The 12383-nt window shown below is 73.5% G+C and carries 13 protein-coding genes; 8 read left to right on the top strand and 5 right to left on the bottom strand.

What is annotated here, in order from left to right; translation table 11 throughout:
- Positions 1-52: 52 nt before the first annotated feature.
- The 3 genes from add to ABD785_RS25805 are packed head-to-tail and all read left to right on the top strand — an operon-like array spanning position 53 to position 2440.
- Positions 53-1102 carry an adenosine deaminase gene (gene add, locus ABD785_RS25815; RefSeq protein WP_344833028.1) on the top strand — a complete coding sequence of 350 codons (1050 nt, stop codon included), beginning with the start codon at positions 53-55 and terminating at the stop codon, positions 1100-1102.
- Positions 1099-2145 (top strand): isopenicillin N synthase family dioxygenase, encoded by a 1047-nt coding sequence (locus ABD785_RS25810; RefSeq protein ID WP_344833025.1) that lies wholly within the window; start codon positions 1099-1101, stop codon positions 2143-2145. Before add ends, ABD785_RS25810 begins: the two co-directional genes overlap by 4 nt.
- A 49-nt stretch (positions 2146-2194) precedes the next feature.
- The gene (locus ABD785_RS25805) at positions 2195-2440 is read left to right on the top strand and encodes a type B 50S ribosomal protein L31 (RefSeq protein WP_344833022.1); all 246 of its coding nucleotides are present in this window, start codon (positions 2195-2197) and stop codon (positions 2438-2440) included.
- Here the strand turns inward: ABD785_RS25805 and ABD785_RS25800 are convergent, their stop codons facing one another.
- From ABD785_RS25800 to ABD785_RS25785, 4 genes are read right to left on the bottom strand one after another with little or no spacing between them, the layout of a single operon-like run.
- Positions 2441-2725 (bottom strand): DUF6510 family protein, encoded by a 285-nt coding sequence (locus ABD785_RS25800; protein WP_344833019.1) that lies wholly within the window; start codon positions 2723-2725, stop codon positions 2441-2443.
- Between the two features lies 1 nt (position 2726).
- Positions 2727-3437, bottom strand: coding sequence for a ferredoxin reductase (locus ABD785_RS25795; protein ID WP_344833016.1), 711 nt, complete (start codon positions 3435-3437; stop codon positions 2727-2729).
- The gene (locus ABD785_RS25790) at positions 3437-4036 is read right to left on the bottom strand and encodes a sulfite oxidase-like oxidoreductase (protein ID WP_344833013.1); all 600 of its coding nucleotides are present in this window, start codon (positions 4034-4036) and stop codon (positions 3437-3439) included. Before ABD785_RS25790 ends, ABD785_RS25795 begins: the two co-directional genes overlap by 1 nt.
- Before the next feature lie 33 nt (positions 4037-4069).
- The gene (locus tag ABD785_RS25785) at positions 4070-4660 is read right to left on the bottom strand and encodes a helix-turn-helix domain-containing protein (protein ID WP_344833010.1); all 591 of its coding nucleotides are present in this window, start codon (positions 4658-4660) and stop codon (positions 4070-4072) included.
- A gap of 90 nt (positions 4661-4750) precedes the next feature.
- Between ABD785_RS25785 and ABD785_RS25780 the strand changes: the two genes are divergently transcribed.
- The 5 genes from ABD785_RS25780 to ABD785_RS25760 all read left to right on the top strand — a co-directional run bounded on the left by ABD785_RS25780 (position 4751) and on the right by ABD785_RS25760 (position 9199).
- On the top strand, positions 4751-6115 hold the full coding sequence (locus tag ABD785_RS25780) for a benzoate/H(+) symporter BenE family transporter (protein ID WP_344833007.1): 1365 nt from the start codon (positions 4751-4753) through the stop codon (positions 6113-6115).
- Positions 6116-6136: 21 nt separating this feature from the next.
- Positions 6137-6940 carry an enoyl-CoA hydratase gene (locus ABD785_RS25775; protein ID WP_344833004.1) on the top strand — a complete coding sequence of 268 codons (804 nt, stop codon included), beginning with the start codon at positions 6137-6139 and terminating at the stop codon, positions 6938-6940.
- Between the two features lie 87 nt (positions 6941-7027).
- Positions 7028-7453 (top strand): TspO/MBR family protein, encoded by a 426-nt coding sequence (locus tag ABD785_RS25770; RefSeq protein WP_425547819.1) that lies wholly within the window; start codon positions 7028-7030, stop codon positions 7451-7453.
- A 4-nt stretch (positions 7454-7457) separates the two neighbouring features.
- Positions 7458-8396: an ATP-binding cassette domain-containing protein gene (locus ABD785_RS25765; RefSeq protein ID WP_344833001.1), complete on the top strand. Its 939-nt coding sequence runs from the start codon at positions 7458-7460 to the stop codon at positions 8394-8396.
- Positions 8393-9199: an ABC transporter permease gene (locus tag ABD785_RS25760; protein ID WP_344832998.1), complete on the top strand. Its 807-nt coding sequence runs from the start codon at positions 8393-8395 to the stop codon at positions 9197-9199. Before ABD785_RS25765 ends, ABD785_RS25760 begins: the two co-directional genes overlap by 4 nt.
- A 53-nt stretch (positions 9200-9252) precedes the next feature.
- On the opposite strand, the gene ABD785_RS25755 is transcribed toward ABD785_RS25760, so the two are convergent.
- Positions 9253-12369 carry an ATP-binding protein gene (locus tag ABD785_RS25755; RefSeq protein WP_344832995.1) on the bottom strand — a complete coding sequence of 1039 codons (3117 nt, stop codon included), beginning with the start codon at positions 12367-12369 and terminating at the stop codon, positions 9253-9255.
- Positions 12370-12383 lie beyond the last annotated feature (14 nt).

The raw sequence follows: 12383 nt of genomic DNA, 5'->3' as shown, positions 1-12383 counted from the left end.
GCCGTAACGCGCCCCATATGCCCGGGACACGGCCCCGGCCCACCGTGAACCCGTGACCACTGATCCGGCCGCCCCGAAGAACGGTCCCGCGGTGACCGAAAAGACCGCGCGGAGTCTGCCGAAGGTGAGCCTGCACTGCCATCTCACCGGCTCCGTCCGGGCCGCGACCGCGGTGGAGCTCGCCCGGAAACACGGTGTGCCGCTGCCGAGGGACGCCGGCTCCCTGTACGACATCCCCAGTTACGAGAGCCTCGGCGAGTTCCTGCGCGTGTACGACGTCATCGGCTCGGCGATGCGCGACGCCGACGACTTCCGGCGCGTCACCTACGAGTCCCTGACGCTCGGCGGCGCCGACCACACCGTCCTCTACCGGGAGATCTTCGTCAGCCCGGCGTCGCATCCGGGCGTCCCCTACGCGACCATCATGGAGGGCGTCCGGGCGGGCATGCGCGAGGCGCTGACCGACCGGGGCATCGACAGCCGCGTGATCGTCGCCCTGCACCGCGAGCGTTCGGCCCGCGAAGCCGAGGCCCTGGTCGAGACGGTCATCGAGCACCGGACCGAGGAGGTGGTCGGCATCGGCCTCGACTACGAGGAGGTCAACGGGCCGCCCGGCCTGTTCGCCACCGCGTTCCGCAGGGCCGAGCGGGCCGGGCTGAACCGCACGGCCCACTCCGAGTCGGGCCCGCCCCGCCACATCGAGATCCTCCTCGACGATCTGCACTGCACGCGCGTCGACCACGGCTACCACGTCGTCACCTCGCCGCCGGTCCTGCGCCGCTGCGTCGACGAGGGCATCGCCTTCACCTGCACCCCGGTCAGCTCCGACATCGGCCGCTACTCCGGCGGCGGCGACGGCTCGCACGAGCTCATCGACCGGATGCGCCGCGCCGGACTGCGCATCACGATCGACTCCGACGATCCGCCGATGTTCGGCACCGATCCGACCAACGACTTCGTCGTGCTGGCCGGCGCCCTCGGCTACACCGCCCGCGACCTGGCGGACTTCACCTTCACCGCGATCGACGCCTGCTGGCTCGACGACTCCGGCAAGGACGGCCTGCGCCGCCGCGCCCGCTCGCTCCTCGAGGAGATCTCATGACCTTCGCCGTTCCCGTCGTCGACATCTCCTCCTACGTGCGCGGCGAACCGTCCGCCGCGACGGCCGCCGCCTTCGACGCCGCCTGCTCGGAGATCGGGTTCGTCCAGATCACCGGGCACGGGATCCCGCTGCCGGTGCTGGAGGCCCTCGGCGGCGCCCTCGACTCCTTCTTCGGGCTGCCCCTCGACGTCAAGAAGGGGTACACGGCCCCGCCGCGGATCAACCGCGGGTACACGGCGCCGAAGAGCGAGTCGCTCTCGCTCTCCCTCGGCGTGGAACCGGCCGGCCGGATGAACGACTTCTTCGAGGCGTTCAACGTGGGCGTCCCCGCGTCGGCGCACCCGGACCTCGATCTGCCCGCCGACGACTACGCCGACAACATCTGGCCGCCGCTGCCCGGCTACCGGCGTGCCGTCGAGGCCTACTTCGCCGAGGCCTCCCGGGTCGCCGGGACCCTCACGACGATCTTCGCCGACGCGCTGGGGCTGGAGCCCGGCTTCTTCGACGCCTTCACCGGCCACTCCCTCGACGTGCTGCGCATGAACAACTACGCCCTCCCGCCCGGCCGGGTCGACCTGGACGGCGACCTGGACGGCGACCTCACCGGCATGGGGCCGCACACCGACTACGGGATCTGCACCGTCCTGTGGGCGGACCGGGTCCCCGGGCTCCAGGTGCTCGGGCCCGACCGGATCTGGCACGACGTCCTGCCCGAACCGGGGGCGCTGCTCGTCAACCTGGGGGATCTGATGGCGCGGTGGACCAACGAGCGGTGGCTCTCGACGCTGCACCGGGTCAAGCCGCCCATCGTCGGCGGGACGATCGAACGGCGGCGCTCGGCCGCCTACTTCCACGACGGGGACCTCGACGCCGTGATCTCCACGCTGCCCTCGTGCGCCGGGGACGGGGCGAAGTATCCGCCGATCACCGTCGCGGAGCACATCGCCGCGAAGCTCGCCGGATCGCGGGCCGGGGTGCGGAACGAGGCCGCGGGAAGAGAGGCCGCGCGGGTCCTGGAAGCGGGCTCCCAGCAGGGGAATTAACGGGCGCCGCCGGTTGCTGTACGGGCCGAAGGAAACGAAAGGAGCCGCTGTGAAGAACACCATTCACCCCGAGTACCGTCCGGTCGTGTTCAGGGACCGTAGCGCGGACTTCGCCTTCCTCACCCGCTCGACGGCCACCAGCGCGAACACCGTGGAGTGGGAGGACGGCAACACCTATCCGGTGATCGACACCGAGATCTCCTCCGAGAGCCACCCGTTCTACACGGGCAAGGGCCGCGTCGTGGACACCGCGGGCCGCGTCGAGCGCTTCAACCAGCGTTACGGCAGGAAGTAGTCACCCCTCGGGGAGGGGGACGCGCAGGACGGACGCGCCCGACAGGTCGAGGAAGGCCTCGGCCGGGCCGCGGACGAGCCTGATCACCACACCGTCGCAGCCCGGACAGCGGCCCACCAGGCCCGCGGTCCGGGCATAGACGCGCAGGGCCGCGATCGCGCCGGTCAGCCCGCAGTGCGCGCACCGGCCGACCGCCGCCGTGACATCGACGGCGAAGACCTCGCCGAGCGGGCCCGCCAGCGCGTTGCCGTCGGTGTATTCGGGTTCCGCGTGCTCTTCTGGCATGTCAGTCTCCGCTCGGGCCGAAGCGCTCGGTCCTGATCCGGGACGGATCGTGGCCGAGGGCGATCAGCATTCCGGTGACGGCCTCGACGAAGCCCGTCGGGCCGCAGACGAAGCAGTCGGGTTCGAAGTCGGCGGGCCAGCCGTGGGCGGCCAGGTCGGCCGGGGTCAGCCTGCCGGGAGCCCGCGGTGAGCCCTCGGGGGCGCGCCGGGTGTAGATGGTCGTGACGTCGACGCCGCCGGGCGGGCGGCGCAGCTCGGAGGCGTAGAGGAGCTCCTCGGGGCTCCGCACGGAGTAGACCAGGCGGAACGGGACGCCGGTGGTCCTCGCCCTGATCATCGCCGCCAGGGGGACGACCCCGGAGCCGCCGCCCACGAGCAGGACGGGACGGGTCTCGGACGGCCGCCAGACGAAGTAGCCGCCGACGGGGCCGCGGAGCTCGATCGTGTCGCCGATCCTCAGCACGTCGGCGAGATAGGGCGAGACCTCGCCGCCGGTGACGCGCTGCACGGTCAGGGCGACCCTGCCCGGCTCGGCCAGGGAGTAGCTGCGCTGGGTGCTGTAGCCGTCCTCTGCGGTCAGCCTGATGTCGACGTGCTGGCCCGCGAGGTGCCCCGGCCAGCCGGGGACGTCGAAGTCCAGGGTGACGGCCGAGGCCGTCTCGGTCCTCCGCCCGACGAGCTCGGCGGGCAGCCAGGCGAGCCTGCGGACCATCAGTCGCCCCAGTAGCGCTGCTCGCGCCACGGGTCGCCGTAGGTGTGGTAGCCCGCGGTCTCCCAGAAGCCCGGCTCGTCCTGGTCCATCATGCGCAGGCCGCGCAGCCATTTGGCCGACTTCCAGAAGTACAGGTGCGGGACGAGCAGCCGGGCCGGGCCTCCGTGGCGGGCGGGGAGGTCCTCGCCGCCGAACTTGTGGACGATCCAGGCCTTGCCGTCGAGCAGATCGTCGAGCGGCAGGTTGGTGGTGTAGCCGCCGTAGCACTCGGCCATGACGTAGTCGGCCGCGGTCTCGACGTCTTCGAGGAGGACGTCGAGGGAGACGCCCGTCCAGGTGGTGTCGAGCTTGGTCCACTTGGTGACGCAGTGGATGTCGACCGTCGGGGTCTCCGCGGGCAGGGCCATGAGGTCGGCCCACGACCAGCGGTGCTCGGTGCCCGTCTCGGTGACGACGCTGAGCTCCCAGCGGTCGGTGCCGACGAACTCGGTGGGGCCCGCGGTGAGGACGGGGAAGTCCTCGGTCAGGTACTGGCCGGGCGGGAGCCTGCCGTCGTCGGCACGCCGCCTGCCACCGAATCCCGGCGAGATGATGCCCACTTCCGTCCCCCTTTGTACTGTTGCTCTCGATCGTTACACATCGGACGGCCCCGCCGGACCGGTGGGTGGGTCGGGACGCGGATACCTGATGACCAGGGAGGCCTGGACCTCCTCCTCGGTCTCCGCCGCGTAGATGTGGCGGACGTCGGCGGCCCAGACCGCGTGGCCGCCCGGCGGGACGGTGACCGGGGCGCCCTCGGGGCCCACGCGTGCGGTGCCGGAGAAGACCGTGAGGTGCTCGGTGACGCCCGTGGGGTGGGCCGGGGAGAACTGGACGCGCCCCGGGCGGATGCGCAGGCGGTAGAGCTCGGTGATCCAGCCGGGGTCCTCGAAGGTCTCCAGGAGGGTGCCGGAGACCGCGTCGCCCGCCACGATGTCCACCGGCTCCGCGGGACCTCCCGGCTCGGCCACGATGGCCGCCAGATGGACCTCGAGCTGGGCGGCGATGGCGTAGAGCGTCTCCAGGGTCGCGTTCCTGGTCCCCGCCTCGACCCCCGAGAGCGTCGCCTTCCCCACCCCCGCCCGGTGCGCCAGCTCCGACAGCGACAGGCCACGCTCGTTCCGCAGCCGCCGGACCCGCTGCCCGATCCGCTCCGCGAAACCCTCTTCGACGACCGACTCCATGCCCCCTAGTCTGCCCCCTCCCGTTCCGTTTGCGGAACACCCGCCGCCGGGTTATCGTTCCATTTACGGAACACCATGAGAGGAGGGCCGGTGCGGAAGAAGACCAAGGCCGTCGAGCCCGGCCCCCGGCCGTCCGGCTTTGCCGGATCCGGCGGGGCCGGATCCGGCGATCCGTCCGGGTCGCCGCGTGGCGGGGTGGTGCAGCCGGTGATGGCGGGGGTCGTGCTGGCCGTCGTGGGGTTCGCCAGTTCGTTCGCGGTGGTGCTCGCGGGGCTGCGGGCGGTCGGGGCGAGCGACCGGGAGGCGGCATCGGGGCTGCTGGTGCTGTCGGTGACGATGGGGGTCGCGGCGATCGCGCTGGGGCTCCGGTACCGGATGCCGATCTCGACCGCGTGGTCGACGCCGGGGGCGGCGCTGCTGGTCACGGTGCACGGGGTGGCCTATCGCGACGCGCTCGGCGCCTTCGCGGTGACCGGGGTGCTGATCGTCCTGGCGGGCCTGTCGCGGCATCTGGGCCGGGCACTGGCGGCGATCCCCGTGCCGATCGCGTCGGCGATGCTGGCCGGGGTGCTGCTCCCGCTGTGCGTGGCGCCGGTCAAGGCGGTCGCCGAGATTCCGGAGGCGGCGCTTCCGATCGTCCTCACCTGGGCGGTGCTCGCCCGGTTCGAGCGGACCCGGCGCTGGTCGATCCCCGCGGCCCTGGGCGTCTCGGCCGTCGCGATCGTGCTGACGGGCTCCCCCGGGCCGCTGTCCTGGCCGTCGCTGACGGCGACGGTTCCGCATTTCTCGATGGGCGCCCTGGCCGGGGTGGCGATCCCGCTGTTCGTGGTGACGATGGCGTCCCAGAACGTGCCGGGGATGGGAGTGCTGGCCGCCAACGGCTACCGTCCGCCGCTGCGTCCCATCCTGACCACGACCGGAGCCGGGACCGTCATCGGCGCGCCCTTCGGCGGCCACGCGATCAACCTGGCGGCGATCACGGCCGCGCTGGCCGCCTCCCCCGACGCCCATCCCGACCGCGACCGCCGCTGGATCGCCTCGGTGACCGGCGGCGTCATGTACCTGTTCCTGGGCCTGACCTCCGGCCTGGCCGTCACCCTCCTCACCTCGCCCCTCCTCATCGAGACCGTCGCGGGGCTGGCGCTCCTGGCCGCCTTCGCGTCGTCGCTCCACGCCGCCGTCCAGGCCCCCGCCACCCGCGACGAGGCCGTCATCACCTTCGTCGTGGCCGCCTCCGGCATCACCCTCCTCGGCATCGGCGCCCCCTTCTGGGGCCTCGTCGCGGGCCTCGCCTACCGCCACACCCGCCCGAGGCCCCGCCCGGCCCCCGGGAAGGACGACGCGGCTTCCGGGGACGGTGTCACGGCCTCCGAGCTGAGCACCGAGCTGAGCACCGAGCAGGGCACCGGGAGCGACGGCGAGAAGGGCGGGGAGGTGGCCTTGCGGAGAAACTAGAACGGGTTCTAGTCTCGCGGGATGGACTTTGTGGTGGTCGACAAGCCGCGGCCTCGGGTCACGCGCATCACGCTGAACCGGCCCGAGCGGATGAACGCGATGGCGTTCGAGGTGATGATCCCGCTCCGCGAGGCCGTGGAGCGCGCCGGCCACGACAACGACACCCGGGTGATCGTGCTGACGGGCGCGGGGCGCGGCTTCTGCTCGGGCGCCGACCTGGAGAGCCCGGGCCCGATCCCCGGGATCGAGGGCCTGACGATCCCGTCGATCGCCCGCAGGTCGATGGAGCTCCTCGACGACGTCATCCTCTCCCTCCGCAAGGCGCACCAGCCGATCATCGGCGCGATCAACGGCCCCGCGATCGGCGGCGGCCTCTGCCTCGCCATGGCCACCGACATCAGGCTCGCCGCCGACGCGGCCTACTTCCGCGCGGCGGGCATCAACAACGGCCTCACCGCCAGCGAACTGGGCCTGTCCTACCTCCTGCCCCGCGCCATCGGCGCGAGCCGCGCCTTCGAGATCATGCTCTCCGGCCGCGACGTCGACGCCGCCGAAGCCGAGCGCATCGGCCTCGTCTCCCGCACCCTCCCCGAACCCGACCTCATGGACGCCTGCCTCGACCTGGCCGACCGCATCGCCGCCTACAGCCGCGTCGGCACCGAGCTCACCAAGCGCATGCTCTGGTCCAGCCTCGACGCCGGCAGCCTCCAGTCCCACATGGAAGCCGAAGGCCAGGCCCAGCTCTTCGTCCGCCTCACCACCCGCAACTTCGAAGAGGCCATCAAAGCCCGCAAGGAATCCCGCCCCCCGACCTTCAAGGACTGACCCGCGCCCGCACCCGCCGCACCGACGGGCGATCCCTTCCTCGCGGGAGCGGTCGTCACCGATCCGGGGTCGGGGTGGTACCGGGGGCTGCGGAAACCGGGGTGGCAGCCGCCGGGGTGGGCGTTTCCCGTGGTGTGGACGCCTCTGTACGGACTGATCGCCTGGGGGTCGGCCCGGGCCATCGACAACGCGCGGGGGAAGGAGCGGGCGGCCCTGGGGCGGGCGGTCGGGGTGAATCTCGTGCTCAACGCCGGATGGCCGGGGGTGTTCTTCGGCGCGCGGCGGCCCCGTGGGGCGCTGGCCGAGATCGTCGCGCTGAACCTGTCGAACGCCGATCTGGTACGGCGGGCCTGGCGGGTCGACCAGGGGGCGGCGCTCGCGCTCGTGCCCTACGCGGCCTGGACGGGGTTCGCCACCGCGCTCAACGCCTCCATCGTGCTGCGCAATCCTCAGCTCGCGGGACACGGTGTCAGGACGGGATCAGGGAGGTGTCAGGCCGGGAGTCCATCGTGAGGGCATGGAGAACATCATTGAGGCCGAAGGGCTGGTCAAGAGGTACGGGGGGACCCGGGCGCTCGACGGGGTGGATCTCGTCGTGCCCCGGGGGAGCGTGGTGGGGGTGCTCGGGCCCAACGGGGCCGGGAAGACCACCGCGGTGCGGGTGCTGGCGACGCTGCTGAGGGCCGACGCCGGGACGGCCCGGGTCGCCGGTTTCGACGTCGTCAAGGACGCGGGGCGGGTCAGGGAGCGGATCGGGCTCACCGGCCAGTACGCCTCCGTCGACGAGGAGCTGACCGGGCGCGAGAACCTGATCATGATCGGTCGGCTGCTGGATCTCGGGCGGAGGGAGAGCCGCGAGCGCGCCGACACGCTGCTCGAACGGTTCGCGCTGGCCTCCGCAGCGGGACGGGCCGCCCGCACCTACTCGGGCGGGATGCGGCGGCGGCTGGACCTGGCCGCCAGCCTCCTCGGACGCCCCGAGGTCGTCTTCCTCGACGAGCCCACGACCGGGCTCGACCCGAGGGCGCGCGGGCAGGTGTGGGAGACCGTACGGGGCCTGGTCTCCGACGGCGCCAGCGTCCTGCTGACCACCCAGTACCTGGACGAGGCCGACGCGCTGGCCGACTCCATCGTCGTCTTCGACCACGGCAAGGTCATCGCCACCGGCACCGCCGAGGAGCTCAAGGTCAAGACCGGCGGGCAGACGCTGGCCGTCCGGGCGACCGTCACCGGGTTCGAGGAGGAGCTGGCGCGGATCGTCGGCGAGGTGACCGGGCACCGGGCCGACGTCGACCGCGACAGCGGCGCCGTCACCGCGCCCGTCGACGATCCGGCGCTCCTGTCGGCCGTCGTGCGGAGGCTCGACGAGGCGGGGATCGTCGCCGCCGAGCTCACGCTCCGCCTGCCCAGCCTCGACGAGGTCTTCCTCACCCTGACCGGAAGGAGCGCGGCATGAGCGCCGTCGCCACCGCGGGCCCCCGCCCGTTCGCCGCCACCGGAAAGCTCACCCGCAACGGCCTGACGCTCGCCTGGCGCAGCGTCACCCAGCTCCGGCACTCCCCCGAGAAGCTGATCGACACGCTCCTCATCCCGATCATCTTCATGACCCTGTTCCTGTACGTGTTCGGCGGCGCCGTCGCCGGGGACACCCATTCCTACCTCCAACAGCTCCTGCCCGGTCTGATGGCCCAGATGGCGATGTTCGGGACCATGGGCCTCGGCACCCGCCTCGCCGAGGACATCAACAAGGGCGTCTTCGACCGCTTCCGCAGCCTCCCGATCGGCCGCTCCGCGCCCCTGATCGGCGCGGTGCTCGGCGAGACCGTCCGGTTCGTCCTGTCGGTCATCGTGACGCTCGGCTTCGGCCTCCTGCTGGGCTTCCGCTTCACCGGAACCACCCCGCTGAACATCGCGGCCGGAGTCCTGGTCACCTACGTGTTCTTCCTGGCCGTCAGCTGGATCTCGGTGCTGTTCGGGATGACGGCCCCGAGCCCCGACACCGTCCAGGGCATCTCCTTCCTCTGGGTCATGCCCCTGACGTTCGGCAGCAGCGTCTTCCTCGCCGACACCTCGACGATGCCCGGCTGGCTCCAGTCCTGGGTCGAGGTCAACCCGGTGACCCATCTCTCCGACACCCTCCGCTGGGCGTTCACCGGCGCCCCCCTCGGCGACCACCTCTGGTGGACCCTCGTGTGGTCCGCCGCCCTCACCGTCACCGCCTTCCCCCTGGCCCTGCGCGCCTACACGCGCCGTTCCTGACCACCGTCGCCCTCCGGCCGCGCCTCCGCCCCCTCCCGGCGGGGGCCCTCCGCTCAGAAGGGGTAGAGGGCCGTGAAGGCGGGGCCGAGGGCGGTGCGGCAGGCTTCGAGGGTCGCGGGGTGGTCGGGCGCGGTGGGGTCGGGGCCGCCGCGGAGCGTCCGGGCCCTGGCCAGGAGGCGGGTGGCGGTGACGGGGTCGCCCTGGGCCAGGGTGAAGACCGCCCGGACGTCCGCGAGGAGGGCGGTGATGGTGGAGGTCCGGCGCAGCCCCGGGTCGATGGACTCGGCGCGGAGCAGCCACGACTCCGCGGTGGGCAGGTCGCCGTCCGCGACGGCGAGGGCGGCTCGGCGGCCGAGGGTGAGCGCGGTGGCCTGCTGGAGGTCCAGGCGGCGTTCGACCGGCTCGATGGCGGCCAGGGCAGCGGCCAGGTGGCGGTGGGCGGCCGGCAGGTCGCCCTCGACGCGGCTCAGGTCGGAGAGCCAGACGTTGCCGTAGGCGACGTCACCGTGCTCCCCGATCCGCTCCGCCATCCGGATGCCCCGCTCCAGGTCGGCGCGGGCGCCCTCCGGATCACCCGACAGGGCGCGGGCGTGGCCGCGGCGGATCAGCCCGGGAGCGCCCAGGTCGGGGCTGACGCCCTCGCTCGCATAGCCGATCGCCTCGTCGCAGAGCCGGATCGCCGCGGCCGGGTCGCCGCGGAGCATCGCCAGATCGGTCAGGCCGTTCAACGCCAGGGACATGCCCCAGCGGTCGCCCACCGACCGGAAGAGCCGGTAGCCCTCCCGGCCCTCGCGCTCGGCGCGCTCCGGGTCGCCCTGGGCGTGGGCCAGATAGCCGCGGAAGGTGTGGGCGCCGCCCCGCACCCACGGGTCCGGCTCCGCGACGGCACGGTCGAGATGGCGCGCCGCCTCCTCGAAGTCGTCCGACAGCGCCGCGGCCAGCGGGGCGATCAGGTGCAGCGCGGGATGCCCGCCGCTGAGGTCGAGCCCGCGCAGGCCCTCGGTCAGCTTCCCCGGGTCCGGCCCCTCCGCGCTGAGCATCGCCGTCACCATGGACGCGCTGAAGACGCAGATCGAGTACGCCTCGGAGAGCCCCTCCGGCGGCGTGTCCCCGACCATCCCGTACACCTCGACGGCCCACTGCCCGGCCTCGGCCTCGTAGTCCCGCATGATCCAGAACCAGGTGAGGGCGCCGACGAACCGCAGCCCCAGCTCCACCCGTTCCGCCCGGATCGCCCACTGGAGCGCCGCTATGCAGTTGACGTGCTCGGCCGCCAGCCGGTCGGCCTCGACGAGCTGGTCGTGCCCGCGCAGCAGCGGTTCGGTCCGCTCGGCCAGCGCCAGGAAGTGGGCGCCGTGCGCGTCGAGCACGGCCTCCTCCTCCCCCGCCTCCACCAGCTTCTCCCGCGCGTAGGCCCGGACGGTCTCCAGCAGCCGGTACCGCACCTCGCTGCGCCCCTCGGCGATCACCAGCGACTTGTCGATCAGCGACGCGATCACGTCCACGGTGTCGTCCCCGTCGTTCCCATCGCCCCCGCCCGGTGAGCAGATCGCCGCGGCCGAGGCGGGGCTCGCGCCCCCGGCGAAGGCCGACAGCCGCCGCAGCACGGCCCGCTCCCGGGCGGTCAGCAGCTCCCACGACCAGTCGACGACCGCGCGCAGCGTCTGGTGGCGCTGCAGGGCGGTGCGGCTGCCGGTGGTGAGCAGCCGGAAGCGGTCGTCCAGCCGGGACGCGATCTGCGCCGGGGTCAGCGACCGCAGCCGGGCCGCGGCGAGCTCGATGGCCAGCGGGATGCCATCGAGGGCGCGGCAGATCCGGACGACGGGCGCCGTGGTCTCCTCGTCGAGGACGAAGCCGGGACTCACCGCCGCGGCCCGGTCCAGGAACAGCCGGACGGCCTCGTGCCCCGCCGCGTCCCGCGCGGAGGCCTCCTCGGCGGGCAGCGCGAGGGAGGGCACGGCGCAGAGCGTCTCACCGGTGATGCCGAGCGGCTCCCTGCTGGTCGCGACGATCCGGACCCCGGCGGCGGCCGCCAGCACCCGTCCGGCCAGGTCCGCGACCGGGTCGAGGAGGTGCTCGCAGTTGTCGAGGATGAGGGTGAGCCGCCGGTTCTCCAGCACGTCGACCAGCCGGTCGAGCGGCGCCGAACGCTCGCGCGGCTCGACCCGCAGCGTCTCGGCGAGCCCGAGCGCCGTCAGGACGGCCTGCGGCACGTCGAGGGCGGCCGTCACCGGGGCGAGCGGGACGAACCAGATCCCGTCGGCGTCGTCGAGCCCGGCGGCGGCCTCGCAGGCCAGCCGCGTCTTCCCCGCCCCGCCGGGTCCGGTGAGGGTCACCAGCCGGGCACCGTCGCGCACCAGGAGGTCGTGCAGCCGGCCGAGCTCGGGCGCCCGCCCGACGAAGCTCGTGATCTGCGCGGGCAGGTTGGTGCGGCGGGCCGACGGCCGCTCCCGCCGCAGCACCGCGAGGTGGACGGCCGCCAGCTCCGGCGACGGATCCACGCCCAGCTCCTCGGCGAGGCCCTCGCGGGTGCGCTCGAAGACGGCGAGGGCGTCGGCCTGGCGCCCCGCCGCGTACAGGGCCCGCATCAGCCGCGCCTGGACGCTCTCGCGCAGCGGATGCGCGGCCGCCGCGGGCTCCAGCTCAGGGACGAGCTCCGCCGCGCGGCCGAGCGCGATCTCGGCGTCGGCCCTGTCCTCGACGGCCTCCAGCCGGGCCGCCTCCCACCGGGCGGCGAACGGTTCGGCGAACCCCGCGCCGCCGGCGTCGGCCAGGGCCGGGCCCCGCCAGAGCGCCAGCGCCCGGCCGAGCAGGTCCGTGGCGGCCTCGGCGTCCCCCGCGGTGAGCGCCGAACGCCCCCTGGCCACGAGCCGCTCGAACTCCGCGGCGTCGGTCTCGGCTCCGGCCAGCCGGTATCCGCCGGGCCCGGACTCGACGGCGCCGGCCCCGATCACCGCGCGCAGCCGTGACATCAGGGCCTGGAGGGCGTTGGCGGAGTTCGCGGGCGGCGTCCCCTCCCACACGGCGTCGATGAGCCGTTCCGCGGAGACGGGCCGGCCCGCCTCGGCGGCCAGCCGGATCAGCAGGGTCCGCAGCCGCCGCCCGGCGATCTCGACCCGGGCGCCGGCCGCGTCCCGCACGTCGAGCACTCCGAGAACGCCGATCAGCACACGTCCATCCTTCC

It is taken from the genome of Actinocorallia longicatena, assembly GCF_039534125.1.
Lineage (GTDB): Bacteria > Actinomycetota > Actinomycetes > Streptosporangiales > Streptosporangiaceae > Actinocorallia > Actinocorallia longicatena.
Note: the sequence above shows the minus strand (reverse complement) of the source record. Positions and strands in the feature narration are given on the sequence as shown.